Genomic DNA, 19,618 nt, shown 5'->3' on the forward strand with positions numbered 1-19,618 from the left:
TGAATAAAAGAAATTATACTGTTATTTTCTACTTTTAATAATGGACATTTAAACGGTATGCATATAGATTGTAACTATTTAAATTATAGCCCTTTTAGTTGAAACCATTTTAATAGTTTGTATTAAACGGTTTCATTAGAATTTATAACGTAACATACCACCTTATTGACCGCTTTTAGGACGTTTTTTCTATTTTGCACATTTTACAAATGCTAGAATTTATAATACTTTATGGCGTAAAATTGTAATCCATAGATAAACAGCTAAAAGTTTGGATTCCTAACCCAGAGGCATCATGGACATAGATAATAAAGACTCGTCAACGCTTAGACCTGATACATCCAATCAAAATGTAGGCTCATTTGGTAATCGGCTTAAACAGGCTCGTATTCATAAAAATCTATCCTTAGATGATGTGGCTGGTGAGTTGTTCATATTGCGACGTCATCTTGAAGCCATTGAAGCTGAAGATTTTAAGGCCTTACCCCAAGTGGCATTTTCGCGTGGCTTTGTCATTAATTATGCCAAGTTTTTAGGGTTAGATCCTGATCAAATTGTTGAGAGCTTTAATCGCAATTATCCTGATGAACTCAAAAGAAAAAGCGTTGATGATATTGAGTCACCGCTCAAACCTATGGGTACACTGCAACGTGAAGGTAAGCGTTCAATCCGTATCAACCCCTTATTAGTACTGGGTTTAATCGGTTTAATCATACTGGCAGTATTTTTAATTCGCACCGTATCCAATGCTCAAGACGCAACGGTAGATGATCCAAACAATACTGACTTGGTCGATGATTTGTCAGATAGTGAACAGTCTGCCGGCGCGGCTGTGAATACCACAACGACGAGCACCGGTAGTGCTATCAATAACTCAGGTAGTAGTTTGACGAATAGTGGTTCAGCATTAGATTTGGGCACTACTGACACGGTAACCGCGAATGCAGAGCCTTCGAACTTGGAATTTTGGGTGCGCAACAATACAGACCTGAAAGTGGTAGATGCGACAGGTAAAACCTTATTATCCGGTGAGCAGCCGCGCGGTGGTTATAAACTTACGGGACAACCACCTTTTCAAATTCAAATTGAAAAGGTCTCAAATGTTGATCTAGATCTGAATAATGAAGCTGTTGAATTAACTCAATTTGCTCAGAATAATAGAGCGGATTTTAGTTTAGCCCCATAATCTAAACGTATCTTTTGAAGTTTGTCCGTTATTAGTTTAACTATTCATTCGATTATCATGTTTTTAGATTACCATGCAAGCAAGTCATTAAAAAAAGTATAAGCAAGCAAGTCTTCATGTCTTCAATACTCTTGCAGTCAACTGAGAATCCTTATGTCAACTCCCTCTCCAATAAAACGTCGTAAAACAAAAAAAATATTTGTCGGTGATGTGGCAGTCGGTGGTGATGCACCAATCAGTGTTCAAAGTATGACCAATACTGATACCTGTGATGTCGATGCAACCGTTGCACAAATTAAACGCTGCGTTGATGCAGGCGCTGATATGATGCGTGTATCAACGCCGACTATGGATACGGTCGCAGCATTCGCTGAAATTAGAAAAAAAGTAGATATTCCGCTGATAGCTGACGTGCATTTTGATTATAAAATTGCTCTTGCCGTCGCTGCCGCAGGTGCCGACTGTCTACGTATTAATCCTGGTAATATCGGTAATGATGCCAAGGTACGAGAAGTGGTTGCCTGTGCCCGCGATTATAATATTCCTATCCGTATCGGGGTGAATGCCGGCTCTTTGGAAAAAGAGATACAACGCAAATATAAGGAGCCGACAGGCGAGGCGATGGTTGAATCTGCCATGCGCCACATCGATATTTTAGACCGTTTAAATTTTGATCAATATAAAGTATCAGTGAAAGCCAGTAATGTCTTTTTGACCTTAGACGCGTATCGTTTACTGTCTGCGCAAATTGATAACCCTCTACATTTAGGGGTAACAGAGGCAGGTATCTTTCGAACAGGGACAGTGAAGTCTGCTATTGCATTAGGTGGCTTATTATTAGAGGGTATTGGCGATACTATTCGTATCTCATTAGCCGCTGAGCCTGAAGATGAAATTAAGGTAGGCTTTGATATTCTTAAGTCGCTTAATATTCGTGCTAATGGCATTAACTTTATCGCTTGTCCAAGCTGCTCCCGTCAAGAGTTTGATGTTATTCGAGTAATGAATGAATTGGAAGCGCGATTAGAAGATGTGCGGATTCCTATGGATGTATCAGTCATTGGCTGTAAGGTAAATGGACCGGGTGAAGCTAAAGAAGCAGATATTGGGGTGGTAGGGGCGTCGCCAAATTCATTGGTCTATAAAGAAGGGCAAAAAAGCCATTTAATCGAGACGTCGACACTGGTTGAAAGTATCGAAAAAATGGTACGTGAACGCGTGGCACAGGCTGAAAAGCAAGCCGCCAATGAGATATTACGTGTGGATGGTAGTAAAGGGACAAGTATCTGAGTCGTTGATTATCCAATGGACTAATATGACGTAACTGATAATACGTCACTATAAAACAGATTACAAACAACTGTCCTATACGTCATTTATAGTCCTGTGGCTTACGACCAGTATTTCATTACTATGATAAACTGCTTTACTTAAAAATATTTGGGCAAAAAGTATGATCAAATCAATCAAAGGGTTTAATGACATTTTACATGTACCGACCTCAAGCAGTCAGCCAAGCAGTTATTGGCGCCGTTTAGAAAGCACACTTAGTGAGGTACTCGATCAATTTGGTTATGAAGAGATTCGATTACCTATTGTTGAAGAAACTCAGTTATTTGCCCGAGCCATTGGTGATGCGACTGATATCGTGGAAAAAGAGATGTTCAGCTTTACGGATAAGTCTGATCCACCGACGCCTATCACCCTTCGTCCAGAGGGGACGGCTGGAGCAGTTCGTGCTGTTATCGAACATAATCTACTGCGTGGCGATAGTCCTAAGCTTTGGTATATCGGTCCTATGTTCCGCTATGAACAACCGCAAAAAGGCCGTTATCGCCAATTCCATCAGTTAGGGGTGGAAGCCTTTGGTAGTGAGCATGTCGATGTAGAGGCAGAGCTAATCGCTATGACTCATATGATGTGGAAGCGCTTGGGTATTGACCACGAATTGACATTACAGATTAATAGTTTAGGTGAGATTGAAGAGCGACAAGCCTATCGTGCAGCACTGGTTAACTATTTAAACGATAAAAAAGATCAGCTCGATAGTGATAGTCAGCGCCGATTAACCACCAACCCACTGCGTATTTTAGACAGTAAAGATGTGAATACACAGGCCATATTGGAAAATGCCCCTCGTTTGGCAGATTTCTTAGGGGAGGAGACGACAGCCCACTTTGACCAATTGCAAGCCTATCTTAAAGCGTTAAATATCGATTATGTGATTAATCCAAAGTTGGTACGTGGTCTGGATTACTATAACAAAACAGTATTTGAATGGGTAACAGACAAGTTAGGATCTCAAGCGACCGTATGTGCGGGCGGACGCTATGATGGACTGATTGGTCAGCTAAAATCAATAGGTAAGACGGATGATAAACCTGTCAAGTCAGACCCTGCTGCTGGTTTTGCGATGGGGCTTGAGCGTCTACTACTGTTGGTACAGGCAGTCAATCCTATGCAAGAAACTCAAGCTTGCGATGTCTTTGTGGTTGCGCATCCCGATGTCTATGAACATGGACTGTTATATGCTCAGTCATTAAGAGAGGCACGCATAGATTTACGTGTTAAGATGTCCAGTGCGTCAAGCTTAAAGTCACAAATGAAAAAAGCAGATAAATCAGGTGCTAAACTGACTGTCATCTTGGCTCAAGATGAAGTAGAAAACGATACCATTAGTGTTAAAACAATGGAAACCGGTGAGCAGTCTAATCAAGACAAGCAGTGGCTACATCAGGTAGATAATTTTATTTTATAATATTTGCGAATAACTTTTAGGTAGATTTATGGCAAAACGTCCTAGTCCCACGTCACCACAGCAAAATATCCCCAATGATGACTCACAGTCGATGGAGAAGCTTAAACAGTCTGCTGTCTATATCATCGGTGCTATACTTCTCGCATTAGTAGGATATTTTGGATGGACCTATTTTCAAGGTTCAGGGATCAAAGCTGATGAAGTCGCTGCAGATAAGTTTACCGCCATTGAAACCGCGAATGATACCCTACTAAATCAGCCAGAACCTGATGCTGAAGCCCTAAACAAACTTAATGCAGATATTGATGCACTAGTAGCAGAGCATGGCTCTACTGTTTATGCGTGGCAGGCGCTCATGATTAAAGCGCGCAATGCGGTAGATGCGAATGATAATGACGTCGCACTAGAGTCTTTAAAGAAAGCGATGGAGATTGAGCTTCATGATGCTGGACTGCACTCTATTACCCAGCTACGTTATGCAACTGTATTGCTAGATAGTGGTAACGTGGATGAGGCGATGACGCAAGCGTCGAAAGATGTTCCTGTCGCTTTTGAGGCTAGCCAACAAGAGCTGTTAGGTGACATTTATATGGCTCAAAAAGATAAAGAAAAAGCCATTCGCTCTTATAAAAATGCTTGGAGTTTATTGTCGAAGCGTGCAGAGGAGCGTCCTTTGCTTCGTCTAAAATTGGAAAGTTTAGGAATTAACCCTGAGCCGATTGAGCTACCTCCGCAAATTGTTAATATGCCTGAAGAACAATCGACAGCACCTGAACAACAATCGGCAGTAGAAGATAGCAATGGTACAGACTTGGCTCAAGGTAATTCTGAGGAAGCTGTTACACAAAGCACAGCAGAATAACTCTCTAAATAGGAATTTTCTTAATCGTGATTAACAGTCTGTAGATGATTAGCATGAGTTGATTAGAAAATTTCCAAAAGAACGTATTTATAACCACATACACACTGTTTAAGATTAGTGCTTGCTAAATAAACCGTTAAGTGTGCTATGACTTTTAACCTGATTGAGCTATTCAACTATGTATAACAACACAACAAATCACCCCCAATTGAAAGCGATGGTAAAGGTGTCTAAAATAGGACTTCTATGTGCTTCTATCGCCTTAGTATCGGCTTGTGGAAAGTCGATTAAACCTGAAGTTCATGAACCTACAAAGCTTGTGAAGCTAGAACAGTCCGTTAATGTGGTTCAACCTGTCTTTCAAACCTCTTTAAATAATCGCTCTAAACTGTCAGATGTCAATCGATTTGAAGTCGGGTTTGATGGCAATCAGATTGTTGCCGCTTCAAGCTCAGGTCAAGTTGAAAGCTATAGCCTTGATGGAAAGGCATTATGGAGCGTTAATCTTGATGAAGATATCCTTGGCGGCGTCGCCTTTGATAGTGCGAGTCAAACTGCAATAGTCACCACTAAATCAGCGCGGGTCATTGCCATTAATACCAGTAATGGCAGTATCAAATGGCAGACTCCTATTAACGGTACTGTTTTGTCTCCCGCGTTAATTCATAACAACCGTGTCGTGTTGTCTGGCAACGATGGCATTATGCATGGCTTGTCGTTACAAACAGGGGATATTATTTGGCAGTTTGCTACTCAAACACCAAGTATAAGTGTGCGGGGTAGTGCTCGCCCAACACTATTGGACAATCAGACAGCTATTATTGCGAGTGCTGACGGTCGTCTTCATGCGGTAGAAATTGAGTCCGGTATTCCTAAGTGGAACCGCCGTGTGGGTATCCCCTCTGGTGCTAGTGAAATCCAACGTATGACTGATATTGACGGTACGCCAACCGTAGATCGAGGTCAATTGTTTGCAGTAAGCTATAGTGGACAGCTGCTGGGGGTGGATCTAGCAAGTGGTCAAATACGCTTTTTGTCAGAAGCGGCCAGTAAAAACAGTTTGGCAGTTACTGACAATGCGGTAATATCAACGACGCTAGATGGCTCAGTTAAAGCTTATAGTCGTGATACCGGTGAGTTATTATGGGAAAATGAGGCGTTAGCGTATCGTAAACTCAGTAATCCTGAACGTGTTGGAGACTATATTGCTATCGGTGATTTAGAGGGGGTAGTACATTTCTTATCCCCTCAAGATGGCCGTATTGTCAGTCGTGCTCAGACCAAAGGTCCGATTAATAAGCTAACCTCGCAATCTAATTACTTATTAACACAAACCAAATCTGGGCAGGTCAGTGTCTGGCGCGTCGTACGTTAAGTCTAACGTAGTGGCACCCATCTTGTTTGATATCTCTAAAAAGGCTTTAATAGATGTATTAAAGCCTTTTTAATTTTTTAATGTTTATCATATCAGCTTACTGACCATTGCTAACCAAAACAACAGGCTCTCCGTTATTCATATATAAATTGGTATCAATATCCTCATAGGTTAACGGCGTATAAGGCCAATGTGCTAAGCGGTTACGACGGCGGCGCAGCTCTTCTCTTTTAAGTTTTGGATCAAGCTGAGGATTAAGAGTGATCGGTGATGATTTTTTGATAAAGTTAGCATCGTAAAAAGCACGATGGGTAAACCATTCTATATAGTGAGCGGGACGCAGGTTTGGCATCTGTAATGCTTCGAAATCTTGACGACTATTGATCGAATGCCAAACATGAGTTGGAAAGTTGTTTTCAAGCCACTGCGGGCGTGAAAAGGTTTGATTACTGGGTCTAAAAAACCGTCCCTTCATAACCACGTAGCGTTTATCGATCTTAACTTTGTCATAAAAATCCAAATCAATCCAGACACTGCGAAAAGGTTTGGTCTGCATATGGATGAGTTTGCGTTCAAGATTATCGCGTGAATTGATACCCAACCAGTTTGCGAAGTGATAGGGCGGGGCACCCAAATAGAACTTTATGGCAAGCTCCCAGTGCTCCACCTCATTGGTTTCTTGATTACGTAATATAAAATCAAGCTCACCTGTAGTCTGTGCCACGTTATACAGTTGAATATTATGCGCTAAGACCTGATAGGGATGAAGACCCAATCGATGCCCATCTTCCAACCAATAATGCACCAGCCCCTCAAAGTGAAAGCCCAGTCGATAGGGACTAGGTCGCGACATTAAATATCGGGTTAAGTCTTGATAGGCGGTGGTCGTATCCAATTCATGAAGACGTGCTGCATAGTTTTGATATTGTAGATGCCAAAATTTAGAAGAATGAACGAATATTTTCGGCGCCACCACGTTTTTGTCGGGAGCAACCCATTCATTTAGAATATTTGGACAGGCGAGCGCAAACGCTAAGTCTCTGACAAAAGGACGTTTATAATCTTCCCAAGGGTGCAGTTTCTCTATAGTCATATTAGGGTGTTTATGCTTTAATTGAGTGAGTAAGAGTATAACAAGATTTCTCAACGAAGCATCAAAATGAATGAAAGGGCGATAAAGACAAACTATTATGTTGAAACCAGCACCAGAGACTAACGCTTTAGTCATAGATACAGAAACCGATCAAGGGCGAGACCCTAGACCTATTCAGGTCGCGACTATTGATGTTAAGACAGGCTATGAATGGATGTCCTACTTCAATAGTGGGCGTCCAATCTCGCCTTTTGTGACTAAAATACATGGGATTACCGATGCTGACGTGGTGGGACTGGCCCCATTTGAGTTAGATAAATTTGACTTAAGCGACTACTTAATAGGTCATAATGTTCGCTTTGATTGGGGAGTTATTGGTCGTCCTGATGTAAAGCTTATTTGTACCGTAAGACTTGCAAGAGTGGCTTTTCCAGAGTGGATTGGATACTCTCAGTCTAAGTGTATAGAGCAGCTAATCGGTAAGGATGACGCTGCTGAAATGACCGCTGCCGCTCATGATGCCTTAGGCGATGCCCGTATGTGTTATCTACTTTATAAGGCGTGCTGTGAGCGTTTAGAGCTTGATCCCACGGATTTTGAGGCGTTGCATAACCTATCCAATACGGCCAAACCTATTGCTAAGATGCCATTCGGCAAATATAAAGGACGTATGATTAAGGATGTTCCCTTAAGTTATGTCAAGTGGATGCTAGCAAACATACCTAATATGACGCCCTCTTTATATTCAGCGTTGCAAAAAAGAATGGCAGAGGAGATTGAAACTAATAAGTAAGGGTTCTACGTTAGTAGCCCTATAGACTTAAGCTTTAACATATTCTAATTGGTGTGATTTAAAATCCAGTCTGTTGCCATGTGCCATAATTGTGGCGCCTTAGCATAAGTTTGGCGACTAAAAAACGTCATGTGCCCAATATGACTCAGTCCCATATCCATCGGATTTATCATACGTTTTTCAACGGGCATCGCAGGAAAGACGGCCAACATATCATCGACATTTTTAGCATTCGCAATGTCATCATCTGTGAAGTTTAACCAAAGCGAAGGCGCTGAAAACTCATCATAATAATGGGTAAAAATGGTCTTACCAAACGCAGTTTTGACATAGCCTTTACCATTGCACCAATCTCTCCACTGCTTGGCAACACCACGTGGTAAAGGTTCACCCATACCAAATTTATCAGAGGGCGTGTAACCTAATATTAAATTACCTAAGGTAATAGCGCCGTCCATAAATACAATAGCTTTAGCTTTGAATGGCATGTCCATATTTTTGATACGTCCTGATGAACAGGCCACATTCACTACCGATGATAAGGCTTGAAAGTTTGGCATTAAGCCGATTAACTGACCCCCAGCACTATGGCCTATAAGGTGATATTTTGCATTTGGGAACTCTTGCTGTAGGGCGTCTAAAACGGCGGTGGCATCATGACGCCCCCAGCTGATCAATGATGCATCACATTTTTGAAGGGGACAGTTTAAGGAATCGCCAATACCTTCATTGTCATAAGTAATAACCGCAAATCCTTCTTCTGCTAAATAAGTTGCGAAACTGTTATAGAATTGACGCTTTATGCCAGTGGCAGGAGCGATCATAATGGCATGCTCAATGCTGGCAACATCGTCTGGCTCATCGCCCCTTGGAAGATACAAACTCGCCGTCAAAGGTTGGTTGCGTTCAGTAACAATAGTGAGTGTGGCGGGTGTATATCCTGTAGGGTCTGGTTTTTCTAATTTATCTGCTTGGTTTGAAGTCTTATTGTCATGTGTCATGGGACGGCCTTGTCTAATATGCTTGCGCGTAGCGATAAATAAGTCTAATAGGATTCTATCATAGGAAATTTAACTAAAGTTTAGTAGCATGAACTCACGCCGCACCATTCATTGTTTTTTTAGCACTTTATTCATATCTTCATACGCGTATCATACAAGTACTGTAAACTAAATCAAACGTCATTAAAAATTATCTATACAAGTGTTTATCTTTATAGCGGCTAATATAAGCTATTATAGATAACGCACAATGATTTACAATTAATGACTTATTATAGGGTCAATATTTTATAAACGATTACTTTTTAACAATTCAGGTGGTTTTTATTTATGACACAATCCCCAACGTTCTCTGGAAACACAACGCGTTCAACTTCTAAAAAATCTCAATCAAACTATACTACGATCACTAGTAAAGACGTTGAAAATGTCAGTGAGGTGGTGGACAAATCAACGATCAATCAACCTCTAGTCGCCGTTTACTGCGGTTCACGACTAGGCAAAGATCCTGTGTATGAAGCGGCTGCTCGAGAACTGGGTACTGCACTGGCTAATAATAATCTGGGCTTAGTGTATGGAGGCGCCAGTATTGGTCTGATGGGCGCTGTAGCGGATTCCGTTATCTCAGGAGGAGCGCCCGCGGTGGGAGTGATTCCGACCTTTATGTTAGATCATGAAATTGCCCATGAAGGCTTATTTCGTCTACATTTAACCGATACAATGCACACGCGTAAATCCATTATGGCGGAGTATGCCGATGCCTTTATTACTTTACCTGGTGGTCTAGGCACTTTAGAGGAGATCATGGAGATTGCCACTTGGCGCCAATTGTATCAACATGAAAAGCCGATGATTATCTTAAATATCAATGGGTTTTATGACCCATTAATAGCACACTTGAAGCATACGGCTGAACAAGGATTTATGAAACCTGAGGACTTAGAGAGATTAGTGGTCTGTAACGATATTGAGTCTGCAATTGCGCTGTTAAATAAATATGTGCAAATTCAAGATTCCGTAGCCACCCATAAAATATAGCACGGTATAAAAACGAATCAGGCGATTCGTAGAGTTTGATGACACCTTCTGCTCGCAGCATATACGTTACGGCACTAAACTAAACCTTGACCCCATTTGCCTCATTAAGTCATACGGCAGATTGAAAAGGCGTAACAACGCCCGACATGGGCAAGGGAAAGGCACGTTGTTGCGCCAAATCTTTAGCAATGCTATCAATATCATGCTTAGTAATATGTTGCAAATAAGCCCATTTATGATGCTGGCGTGCCTCTATTTGTTGCTTCTGAACCTTAATAAGCTCTTGTTGCTCCAGTTCTGCGACAATATCGTCAGAGGCTTCTAATGCTGAAGACGCCTTTACATTTTCAGCCCTTGCATAATGCAGCTCAGGATAAAGACGCACATCAGCGACACGTAAGGTGTCATTTTCACCTGGAATTTGTTGACCGCCATAGAGGGCATTATCGGTTGGCTTTGCAGAAGCAAACTTAGGCACAAACTCACTGACTTGGTCGATGGCTCTTTGACTGCGTTGATGTAGCGTCGTTGGATTCCATCCTTCCTCAATATAATCGAGATAAGTCGGCTTAAGCTTCGGCTGTGCATCGCCATGACTGGTTGCCACAAGACCATCATTGAATAAAGTTACCGCGTTATTCATACTATGAATTTGATAGAACCCATCTGGATAAGGCGTCAGTTGTACCATGCCATGGGGGGTGCCACGCTTTCCATGAATGATAATTTCTGGCAGTAGGTTTGTTGCGGTATCCAAATTAGCATTATTGTGCCATTCAGTAACGTATGAGGCCTTAAATTCGACCATGCGCTGCGCAGGCACGCCGACCATATTATCTATAATTCCCGTTTTGAAGCCACATGCGTTGATCAAGTAATCGACCTGAATAGACTGTTCAAGCGCGTTGCTGTCGTCGGGTTGGCTGTCATGTGACGGCAAAGTATCTGTATACGTGATGTAATTGATCTGCCACTGTTTAGCCTCGGCTAATTCATCTAGTTCCTGCTTTGAAGTCGTACCATTGTATTTAGATGCCTTACTCATAGAGACATTAACCACGTTGGTATTCAGCAACAAATGTGCATTTGAATAACCTTTTAGCGCTGCTTGTGCGGATGCTGCCAGACGAAAAATATTCCAGCCATATTCGTTCACTGCAAATATAGGAAATTTTAGTTTGTCTAAATCCAAATGCTGCGCCGCCTGTAACACCCAATCATCTGTACTTTTTGGCTGGTTTGTCCCACTGTTATTTTGATGGGTTATTAAAGTTTCAAGCTCTTCACGGTCATACATATGAAAGTAATCTTCTGGATCTCCCAATACCTTATTGGCTGAATCTAGCGCTATCAATTGACGATATTCTTCTGTCAAAAGCTCAAGGCGAGGTAATAAATCTTCTGGATTGCCATCGTCACGCTTAGGAATAGCGATCACTGTGGGACGCACATCAATGCTATAGGGATACATTCTAAGCATATCGATCGATTGTTTAAGCAGTGCAACACAATCCTCATCAGGAATTTCGCGATATAAGTTGCCACCTGCGTGTAAATGACACATCGGAGGACCGTCAATCAAGCTGGACTTTGTTTCGAACAGGTAAGTTTGTACCCCTAAGGCTGCTAAGCGTATGGCAATCGTTGATCCAGCAACGCCACCACCAATAATGCCTACTTTAAATGCTTTTTGTTCTGTATTTTCCATAGAGTCCAGCCATAGAGTTCAGTAAGATGCTATGATTATTCATCGTTTTATTAATGAACAGAGTTTAATTAAGGTCTATATTTAAGTTAGGGCGATAATAACAAATCAAGGATATTAAAACTGTAGTTTGCTAGTTGTTAAGCAACCCTTTGTTTGTATAAAAAATACAGTATTGCGTAACTAAGGGCTGTAAGCTTGATTATTAGATGGTGGTGATAAAGAGGATATACAAGTCTGCTATATTGGTAAACGTGAGCCACTTTAAAATAACAACCCGCTACAAAATACTAAAATGGTGTCGTAATAGGTTTGATTTTCAATGAGAATATGATGAAAAAAAATTTGCGAAAGCACGCTAGGCGTCAAGTTAGCTTCCAAGATAAAAATAAGAATCAATTATTAATAGCCTTGGGGTTTTATATTGTATTAGCAGTATTGACAGTTAAAGGTAATCTTCCATTATTACTATTTATTTGGTATGGGGTTATAGGGGCGCTGACCTATTTGATATATGCCAAAGATAAGAAGGCAGCAAAGTTAGGTCAGTGGCGTGTTCCTGAAAAAATCTTACATATTTTGAGTTTACTTGGCGGCTGGGTGGGTGCCATGGTTGCTCAAAATTATTTACGACATAAAACGCAAAAGCCTGATTTTAGAGTGATGTATTATTTGACAGTGGTGTTAAATATGGCAGGGCTATTATATGTGATCGTTGGCGGTGACATTTCCAACGTTTAATTATATACTCGGGATATAAAGAGGCTTTTACAAGAGGCCTATTAATACAAGAGGCATATAAAACAAGTTTTCAAAAATAATGAAGCATATAAAAACAAAACCCGTTTAAAAACGGGCTTTGTTTTATCGTAATTTGTTATATCGTAAGAAGCTATTAATGTAACTGACAAATTTTACAGCGATTAAGATTGATATTTCTCGTTGCGTTTGCCTTCAAAAAAAAGCATATCAATAATGACTATCGCCACCCCTATACAAATGGCAATATCTGCAATATTAAAAATAGGATAGTGCCAGACATCCATGTAATGTACATGGATAAAGTCAATCACCTTATCAATGCGTAAACGGTCTATCAAATTACCGATGGCACCACCTAGGATCAGCGCCAAGCCAATATTTAACAGCTTTGCTTGACGCGGCGCGCGGGTCAGATAAATAATTAAAAAGACTGACATTACGAGTGATAGTCCCGCAAAGAACCATTTTTGCCACCCCCCTTGATCCGCCAAAAAGCTAAACGCTGCCCCATAATTGTAGGCCAAAGTCCAGTTTAAGACCGGCTCTATTACAGGTACCGGCTCATGATAATTGAGGTGGGTAGTCGCCAACCACTTCGTCCATTGATCCAAGCCAATCACACATAGCGCAATAAGGTACCACAATAGTGCTCGTCCACGATTGGGTACCAACTTTGGGCGCTTAAATAGGCTAGGCGTCGCTGTGGCATATGCCGGTGCGATCTGATCCTTATCGCCTAAAGTGTCTGACAGTGTGTTGTCTGAAAGGGTGCTGTTATCACTGGATTGATTAGGCATAGTGACGAACCTCGCCTGGTCCAGCGATATTTATAGCACAGCGCTTACAAATACCTGGATATTCTGGATTGGTGTTAACATCGTCACGCACATGCCAACAGCGAACACACTTCTCACCTTCAGCTGAGCTGACAGTAACACGAAGATTGTCTATGTCAGTTTCATCACCTTGCTCGCCTGAGAGTGTTTCAAGCGATGCTGAACTGGTAATTAATACAAAGCGCAGTTCATCTTCAAGCTTCGCCAAGCTATCGTAAATCTCGCCATTCGCATAGATAGTGACAGCGGCAGATAGGTTGGCATTGATGCGCTTTTCTTCCCGAGCGGTCTCAATCACTTTGTTAATGGCGTCTTTAGCTTCTAACACTCGTGCCCAATCAGCCTCAGTAAGGGTGGACATCTCAAAGCTTGGTAACTCATACCACTCTTGAGTAAAGATATAAGCATTGTCGCCTGTGGCAGAGTCTTTCAGTAAGGCTTCCCACGCTTCTTGTGCCGTAAAGCTCAAGATTGGGGATATCCAGCGTAGCAGAGCATGGGCGATATGATATAAGGCCGTCTGCGCAGAGCGACGCGGCTTACCATCTTCCATAGTGGTGTATTGACGGTCTTTAATGATGTCTAAATAGAAGCCACCTAAGTCTTGTGAACAAAAGGCGGTCACTTGCTGGGTAACTTGGTGGAAGTCCATAGCATCGTAAGCGGTGATAATGTCCTGTTGAACTTTTTGGGCTCGTAGCATAATGTACTTATCAAGACTGACCAGCTCATTCATTGGCAAGCTGTTGCTAGCAGGATCAAAGTCATCTGTATTCGCCAATAAGAAGCGCACTGTATTGCGAATACGGCGGTACATATCAGTCGCCCCTTTAAAGGCTTGCTTACCGGCGTTCATCTCATAACGATAATCACTGGACGCAATCCACATACGTAGCATATCAGCGCCCGTTTTGTTGATTTCGTCTTGTGGATTAATAATATTACCTAGTGACTTACTCATTTTTCGGCCGTTTTCATCGACAACGAAGCCATGAGTCAGCACTTGTTTGTAAGGGGCTCTAGCGTACATGGCTTCTGACGTCAGTAGCGATGTCTGGAACCAACCACGATGCTGGTCAGACCCTTCCAAATACATGTCCGCAGGATTGGTTAAGTTGTCATCTTGGCCGAGTACTGCAAAATGAGTGGTCCCTGAGTCAAACCAGACATCAAGGGTGTCATTTGATTTAACGTAATCTTTAGCATCCTCACCAATAAAGTGCTCAGCATCGGTCTCAAACCAAGCTTCTACGCCGCCTTTTTCGATAAGCTGTGCAATGTCTTCCATCAGCTCAAGCGTATTAGGGTGTAGCTCATCGGTATCTTTATGAATAAAGAACGGAATGGGCACGCCCCAAGTGCGCTGACGTGAGATACACCAGTCTGGGCGACCTTCAACCATAGATTCGATGCGGTTTTGTCCCCAAGCTGGCGTCCAAGTGACATTTGGAATGTCCTGCATCGTCTGCTGTCTTAACGTATTGCCACCCTCGTTGACCTCATGATCCATACGGATGAACCACTGAGGTGTGGCACGGAAAATGATAGGCGACTTATGACGCCAGCAATGTGGATAGCTGTGCTCCATTTTATAATGCTTCAGCAAATGACCGCTATCATGCAAGGTTTCGATGATTTTTGGCTGTGCTTTATAGATATGCTCACCGACGAAGATTTGCGCAGAGTCTAAGTAGACCCCATTACCGCCTACAGGATTTACTGTGGGTAAGTTATAGCGCAAACTAACAACATAGTCATCAGCACCATGCGCAGGTGCTGTATGCACCAGACCTGTACCACTTTCGGTGGTCACATGATCCCCCAAGATAATTGGTACTTGACGATCCTCTAACAGGGGGTGTTGAGCTTTTATAAGCTCAAGATCTGCGCCCTTCATTGTTGTAAGGGTACCCTTATTATCTAAGCCAAGGGTTTCTATAACATGGTCAACCAAATCAGTCGCTAAGATAAGGTTGCCTTTATTAGTTTTGACAATACTGTAGTCAAAGTCCGCACTAACAGTAATGGCTTGGTTGGCAGGCAGGGTCCAAGGGGTGGTCGTCCAGATAACGGCATAGGTTTTATCAGCACTATTGTCGACACCACTATCTAAGTCGCCCTCAGAGAACAGCTTTGATGGCTCAACGATTTCAAATGACACATAGACGGCATCTGACGTTTTATTTTCATATTCGACTTCTGCTTCGGCAAGCGAGGAGCCACAATCAAGACACCAGTTCACTGGTTTCATACCGCGGGTTACATAGCCATTGGCATAGATTTTCCCTAAGGCACGTACGATATTGGCTTCTTGATGGAAGTTCATCGTCAGATATGGATTGTCCCAGTCACCGAAGACACCTAGACGCTTAAAGTCAGCCATTTGCATTTCGATTTGGCTTCTAGCATATTTACGGCATAAACCACGGAACTCAGTAGCAGAAACTTTTTGACCGACTTTACCGACTTTGGCCTCTACTTTTTGCTCAATAGGTAGACCATGACAGTCCCAACCTGGCACATAAGGCGCGTCATAACCTGATAACGTTTTTGATTTAATAATAATGTCTTTTAGTACTTTGTTGACCGCATGACCAAGGTGGATTTGACCATTCGCATACGGAGGACCATCATGCAAAATATATTTTTTACGTCCTGCTTTTGCCTGACGAATTTTGGTATAGACATTATCCGCCTCCCAAGCTTTAAGCCAGTCAGGTTCACGTTTGGCCAAATTTCCGCGCATTGGAAAGGCGGTATCAGCGAGGTTTAAAGTGTCTTTGTAGTCTGGATACTCTGTTGTTGAAGGGTTTGAATCAGTCATATATGCCGTCTTATATATTGAGTTAAAACAAAAATTTAGTGTAAATTTAAAGTGATACTATATTTGGGTTTTTAAAAGTAAAGCAGTGGTTTTGAAAGTAAAACAGATAAGGTTTAATAACCTTTCAAATTTAAATATTTGGGTCTGATGCACAGTCAAGCATGATGCCAGCAGTCTGTATCCATGACACCAGTGGCAAGCATTTATCAGTTAGTTGCGACATTATAAAATAAATTAAGGGCTAAAAGTAATTAAATAGCTGAAAGCCTAGCCACTGTCAATAGTGCATTTCGGTCTGTCTTAATGTTGGGTCTATTTTGTCGCTCGTTAAGTGCTATATGATAATTGTTTCGTCAGTCGTTAGTACAAAGAGCAAGGCAAGTAACTGCGTGCGCATCAAGCGTGACAAACCAAGCGCGATACTCTAATAACAATACAAACTATAGGTATAAGGTTAAGGTTGTTGCTGATTTAAAGGGTGTTCGCTTATTGGTGTAGTTAGTCCATCAATTCTTAACCAGCGTCCCATCACTTCAGCCAACTCATCCACACCGTCTTTTTTTAATGACGAAAAAAGCTGAATACTAAAAGGGAGCCCCATCTTTTCAAGTTCACGTTTGGTATTTAATAGTATATTTTTGGCGGGTCCGTACTTAAACTTGTCTGCCTTGGTTAATAGTACATGCACAGGTAACTCGCCATCTTTAGCCCAGCGCAGCATTTGTTCATCAAAAAACTTGAGAGGATGGCGACTGTCCATGAGAAGTACTAAGCCTGCCAGACTTTCACGAGAGACCAAGTATTCTTCAAGTTCTGTTTGCCAAACCAGTTTCATCTTTTCGGGTACGGCTGCATAACCGTAGCCTGGTAAATCAACCAAGCGTGCTTGATCATTCCCGATAGAGAAGAAGTTTATCATTTGAGTGCGCCCTGGTGTTTTTGAAGAACGAGCAAGCTGGCGTTGATTGGTTAATACATTGATTGCTGAAGATTTACCTGCATTTGAGCGTCCAGCAAACGCTACTTCATAGCCAATATCCGGTGGGCATAACTTGAAAGTGGGGGCAGACATTAAAAATTCTGTTTGTTCCAAACGCTTTCTGGGTGTCAAATGTGATAAATCTGAGGCTGACTCAGGGGGCATGTATTCTGGTGCTTTGGTTTTTTTTGTCTTGGAGGTGTTGGACATAGGGTGTCTCAAAATTTGAACGATAAACAAGAGTGTAGAATATGAAACTTAAACAACTGACAGCTATTTAACCTATTATAAAATTTAAGTATGGTAATAAATAACTTTAACAACAAATAGATGATGCTTGTTAAATTGTGTCAGATAAAATAATAGCACTATTTGTCGTTATAAATGCTAGCCGTAATACTTAAATAAGAAGACAACAGGCGAATAAATCGCCTCATTATAACGAGTCTTAGCAACTAATGATAATGACCTAAGTTAAGAGTATGCAATACATTAAATTATTTTAATCAATTTATTGACTTTAATAACTTAAACTTTAACATAAGTTTGATAAAATGGCGCAGTAAATGAATTGATCCTCATAATGTTTGTTATTACGTTTTTAAAAATCGTCAATGCACAAATTTCAAAGGTAAGATTTCACATCGATATGGGAAATTGAGTGATACCCTTAAATGAGGTCGCCTTCAATAGATACTTAATGAATTTATATCAACATACATATCACTTTAAAGTTACGCCTTTAAACGCATGAATTATAGTGATACCAAAAACGTAACAGACAACGTGAGTATCAGCAACAAAAAACCTTAGTCTTTATATTGAAATTTAACTAAATAGCGCCATAATATAGTTAAGTGAATAAGTGTATACTAAAATGCAAACGTGTTATCTTTATACTGCAATACCCTTATTCTAATAATTGCATGATACCTTGATTGTTCTACTGTTTAGAGCATATTAGAGGTAAGGAGAGTCGAAATGAGACTTACAAAAGTTGCAACACCCTTTGTTGTCGGGTTGCTATTAAATAGTTTGCCATTGTTAGCCAATGCAGATACGGCTCAACGTTATGAAGACAGTTGCGCCGCTTGTCATGCTACAGGGGCTTTAAATGCTCCAAAAACGGGCGATAAAACCGTTTGGGATAAGCTTAAATCACAAAAAGGTATGCCTGCATTGGTAAACTCTGTAAAAAATGGCATGCCGCAAATGCCAGCTGGTGGCTTATGCAGTGACTGTTCCAATGCAGATTATGCAGCATTAATCGAGTATATGGCAAAATAGTCATACTTGATAAGTTCAATATAATAACTATACGATTGTTCCAAAAACTAATATGTAGACCTATAAGTCATAATATTAAAAAAAACCTTAGTTATGCTAAGGTTTTTTTAATGAAAGCCTAATAATAGTAAGGTATGTCAATCTATGCTGACTAATATGTCACTCATAGGTAGCTATTTTTACAAAACTATTGATATAATAATGACATCAAATATTCTCAGTGAGTCGTTATAACTTGAACTTAGCGCTAATTTGTTATAATAGTGTGAGTCATGATTATGTTACATAAAGCTAATTAGAACTTATATTGACGTTACAAGATAGCAAATAGTGTTGCATTAGGGTTATAAGTACTTAGCTACCGCCTGAAAGACTTAGTAGGATTAAACTACAATGAAAAAATTGCTCGTTGCCTCCAGCTTATTTATTGCCAGTCTCAGTGCACATGCAGTTATTACTGTTCCTAAATATGATGTTGCGGCAGGTCAAAAAATTGTCGAAATATCCTGTGCTGCCTGTCATGGTATGACTGGAATTAGTGTTGTACCGACACAGCCCAATCTTGCCGGTCAGAATGTGCGTTACCTATTTAAGCAATTAAGAGACTTCAAAACAGGATACCGTACAAACGGTATTATGCAGGGACAGGTTGCAAATTTATCAGAGCAAGACCTTGCTAACGTGGCAGGCTATTTTTCAGAACAAAAGCCTTGGGGTGCCTTCGCGGGTAATCCAGCGACTACCGCAGCGGCGACCAAACTTTTCTTGGGGGGTGATAAGACACGAGGTGTGATTGCTTGTGCAGGGTGTCATGATCCGAAAGGTTCTGGTAATGCTTACGCAGCCTTCCCTCGTATTGGCGGTCAACACGCTGAATACCTTGGTTTGCAGTTAAAAATGTTCCGTGCTGCGGGTCGGGAAGATGACGTAAGTAAAGATCAAATGCGTGTTAATGATGGCGCCAAAGAAGGTGATAAAGGCATGATGCAAGTTGTGGCTTCAAGACTTTCTGATAAAGACATTAAGATGTTATCTCAGTATGTAAGTGCTATTCACTAAACTTACTTTTGATTGATATTGATCTGATAATTAGTGTACTACAACCCCGTTCATCGGGGT

The 19,618-nt window shown here is 41.2% G+C and carries 16 protein-coding genes; 10 read left to right on the plus strand and 6 right to left on the minus strand.

The features are described 5' to 3' along the window. The first annotated feature begins 295 nt into the window (after window positions 1-295). The 5 genes from AC21OG_RS07695 to bamB all read left to right on the plus strand — a co-directional run bounded on the left by AC21OG_RS07695 (window position 296) and on the right by bamB (window position 6,181). Complete coding sequence (locus tag AC21OG_RS07695; protein ID WP_487378162.1) at window positions 296-1,186, plus strand: RodZ domain-containing protein; 891 nt, start codon at window positions 296-298, stop codon at window positions 1,184-1,186. A 153-nt stretch (window positions 1,187-1,339) separates the two neighbouring features. Next, a complete protein-coding gene (gene ispG / locus AC21OG_RS07700; protein ID WP_487378163.1) occupies window positions 1,340-2,476 on the plus strand; it encodes a flavodoxin-dependent (E)-4-hydroxy-3-methylbut-2-enyl-diphosphate synthase in 1,137 nt (378 codons plus the stop codon). Between the two features lie 163 nt (window positions 2,477-2,639). Continuing rightward, a complete protein-coding gene (gene hisS, locus AC21OG_RS07705) occupies window positions 2,640-3,944 on the plus strand; it encodes a histidine--tRNA ligase (RefSeq protein WP_487378164.1) in 1,305 nt (434 codons plus the stop codon). Window positions 3,945-3,972: 28 nt separating this feature from the next. Next, window positions 3,973-4,806 carry a YfgM family protein gene (locus AC21OG_RS07710; RefSeq protein WP_487378165.1) on the plus strand — a complete coding sequence of 278 codons (834 nt, stop codon included), beginning with the start codon at window positions 3,973-3,975 and terminating at the stop codon, window positions 4,804-4,806. Window positions 4,807-4,984: 178 nt separating this feature from the next. Beyond that, a complete protein-coding gene (gene bamB, locus AC21OG_RS07715; RefSeq protein ID WP_487378166.1) occupies window positions 4,985-6,181 on the plus strand; it encodes an outer membrane protein assembly factor BamB in 1,197 nt (398 codons plus the stop codon). A gap of 97 nt (window positions 6,182-6,278) precedes the next feature. Here bamB and AC21OG_RS07720 read toward each other — a convergent pair whose 3' ends face one another. Continuing rightward, a complete protein-coding gene (locus AC21OG_RS07720) occupies window positions 6,279-7,274 on the minus strand; it encodes a DUF1853 family protein (RefSeq protein ID WP_487378167.1) in 996 nt (331 codons plus the stop codon). Between the two features lie 97 nt (window positions 7,275-7,371). On the opposite strand from AC21OG_RS07720, the gene AC21OG_RS07725 reads away from it, so the two are divergent. Continuing rightward, a complete protein-coding gene (locus AC21OG_RS07725) occupies window positions 7,372-8,067 on the plus strand; it encodes a 3'-5' exonuclease (protein ID WP_487378168.1) in 696 nt (231 codons plus the stop codon). A 44-nt stretch (window positions 8,068-8,111) separates the two neighbouring features. On the opposite strand, the gene AC21OG_RS07730 is transcribed toward AC21OG_RS07725, so the two are convergent. Beyond that, window positions 8,112-9,068, minus strand: a complete 957-nt coding sequence (locus AC21OG_RS07730; RefSeq protein ID WP_487378169.1) for an alpha/beta hydrolase family protein — start codon at window positions 9,066-9,068, stop codon at window positions 8,112-8,114. A 330-nt stretch (window positions 9,069-9,398) separates the two neighbouring features. On the opposite strand from AC21OG_RS07730, the gene AC21OG_RS07735 reads away from it, so the two are divergent. Continuing rightward, entirely contained in the window at window positions 9,399-10,106 is a 708-nt protein-coding gene (locus tag AC21OG_RS07735) for an LOG family protein (RefSeq protein WP_487378170.1), read from the plus strand. A gap of 109 nt (window positions 10,107-10,215) precedes the next feature. Here AC21OG_RS07735 and AC21OG_RS07740 read toward each other — a convergent pair whose 3' ends face one another. Further along, window positions 10,216-11,814 (minus strand): FAD-dependent oxidoreductase, encoded by a 1,599-nt coding sequence (locus tag AC21OG_RS07740; protein ID WP_487378171.1) that lies wholly within the window; start codon window positions 11,812-11,814, stop codon window positions 10,216-10,218. A gap of 327 nt (window positions 11,815-12,141) precedes the next feature. On the opposite strand from AC21OG_RS07740, the gene AC21OG_RS07745 reads away from it, so the two are divergent. After that, window positions 12,142-12,552 carry a DUF1294 domain-containing protein gene (locus AC21OG_RS07745; RefSeq protein WP_486546925.1) on the plus strand — a complete coding sequence of 137 codons (411 nt, stop codon included), beginning with the start codon at window positions 12,142-12,144 and terminating at the stop codon, window positions 12,550-12,552. Between the two features lie 182 nt (window positions 12,553-12,734). Here the strand turns inward: AC21OG_RS07745 and lspA are convergent, their stop codons facing one another. The 3 genes from lspA to yihA form a co-directional block, all read right to left on the minus strand. Then, the gene (gene lspA, locus AC21OG_RS07750) at window positions 12,735-13,370 is read right to left on the minus strand and encodes a signal peptidase II (protein WP_487378172.1); all 636 of its coding nucleotides are present in this window, start codon (window positions 13,368-13,370) and stop codon (window positions 12,735-12,737) included. Beyond that, window positions 13,363-16,233 (minus strand): isoleucine--tRNA ligase, encoded by a 2,871-nt coding sequence (ileS, locus tag AC21OG_RS07755; protein WP_487378173.1) that lies wholly within the window; start codon window positions 16,231-16,233, stop codon window positions 13,363-13,365. Before ileS ends, lspA begins: the two co-directional genes overlap by 8 nt. 454 nt (window positions 16,234-16,687) lie before the next feature. Next, entirely contained in the window at window positions 16,688-17,422 is a 735-nt protein-coding gene (gene yihA / locus AC21OG_RS07760; protein WP_487378174.1) for a ribosome biogenesis GTP-binding protein YihA/YsxC, read from the minus strand. 771 nt (window positions 17,423-18,193) lie between these two features. Between yihA and AC21OG_RS07765 the strand changes: the two genes are divergently transcribed. Both AC21OG_RS07765 and AC21OG_RS07770 read left to right on the plus strand, forming a co-directional pair. Next, on the plus strand, window positions 18,194-18,499 hold the full coding sequence (locus tag AC21OG_RS07765) for a c-type cytochrome (protein ID WP_487378175.1): 306 nt from the start codon (window positions 18,194-18,196) through the stop codon (window positions 18,497-18,499). Between the two features lie 393 nt (window positions 18,500-18,892). Continuing rightward, window positions 18,893-19,558, plus strand: coding sequence for a c-type cytochrome (locus tag AC21OG_RS07770; protein ID WP_487378176.1), 666 nt, complete (start codon window positions 18,893-18,895; stop codon window positions 19,556-19,558). Window positions 19,559-19,618 lie beyond the last annotated feature (60 nt).

Source organism: Psychrobacter sp. CX5 (genome assembly GCF_057621535.2).

What these genes read in the sequence shown, in the direction of transcription:
- ispG (WP_487378163.1), top strand. Translation starts at nt 1,340, where the DNA reads ATGTCAACTCCCTCTCCAATAAAACGTCGTAAAACAAAAAAAATATTT.
- AC21OG_RS07735 (WP_487378170.1), top strand. Translation starts at nt 9,399, where the DNA reads ATGACACAATCCCCAACGTTCTCTGGAAACACAACGCGTTCAACTTCT.
- AC21OG_RS07725 (WP_487378168.1), top strand. Translation starts at nt 7,372, where the DNA reads ATGTTGAAACCAGCACCAGAGACTAACGCTTTAGTCATAGATACAGAA.
- AC21OG_RS07695 (WP_487378162.1), top strand. Translation starts at nt 296, where the DNA reads ATGGACATAGATAATAAAGACTCGTCAACGCTTAGACCTGATACATCC.
- AC21OG_RS07720 (WP_487378167.1), bottom strand. Translation starts at nt 7,274, where the DNA reads ATGACTATAGAGAAACTGCACCCTTGGGAAGATTATAAACGTCCTTTT.
- AC21OG_RS07710 (WP_487378165.1), top strand. Translation starts at nt 3,973, where the DNA reads ATGGCAAAACGTCCTAGTCCCACGTCACCACAGCAAAATATCCCCAAT.
- lspA (WP_487378172.1), bottom strand. Translation starts at nt 13,370, where the DNA reads ATGCCTAATCAATCCAGTGATAACAGCACCCTTTCAGACAACACACTG.
- ileS (WP_487378173.1), bottom strand. Translation starts at nt 16,233, where the DNA reads ATGACTGATTCAAACCCTTCAACAACAGAGTATCCAGACTACAAAGAC.
- AC21OG_RS07745 (WP_486546925.1), top strand. Translation starts at nt 12,142, where the DNA reads ATGATGAAAAAAAATTTGCGAAAGCACGCTAGGCGTCAAGTTAGCTTC.
- AC21OG_RS07765 (WP_487378175.1), top strand. Translation starts at nt 18,194, where the DNA reads ATGAGACTTACAAAAGTTGCAACACCCTTTGTTGTCGGGTTGCTATTA.
- hisS (WP_487378164.1), top strand. Translation starts at nt 2,640, where the DNA reads ATGATCAAATCAATCAAAGGGTTTAATGACATTTTACATGTACCGACC.
- AC21OG_RS07740 (WP_487378171.1), bottom strand. Translation starts at nt 11,814, where the DNA reads ATGGAAAATACAGAACAAAAAGCATTTAAAGTAGGCATTATTGGTGGT.
- AC21OG_RS07730 (WP_487378169.1), bottom strand. Translation starts at nt 9,068, where the DNA reads ATGACACATGACAATAAGACTTCAAACCAAGCAGATAAATTAGAAAAA.
- bamB (WP_487378166.1), top strand. Translation starts at nt 4,985, where the DNA reads ATGTATAACAACACAACAAATCACCCCCAATTGAAAGCGATGGTAAAG.
- AC21OG_RS07770 (WP_487378176.1), top strand. Translation starts at nt 18,893, where the DNA reads ATGAAAAAATTGCTCGTTGCCTCCAGCTTATTTATTGCCAGTCTCAGT.
- yihA (WP_487378174.1), bottom strand. Translation starts at nt 17,422, where the DNA reads ATGTCCAACACCTCCAAGACAAAAAAAACCAAAGCACCAGAATACATG.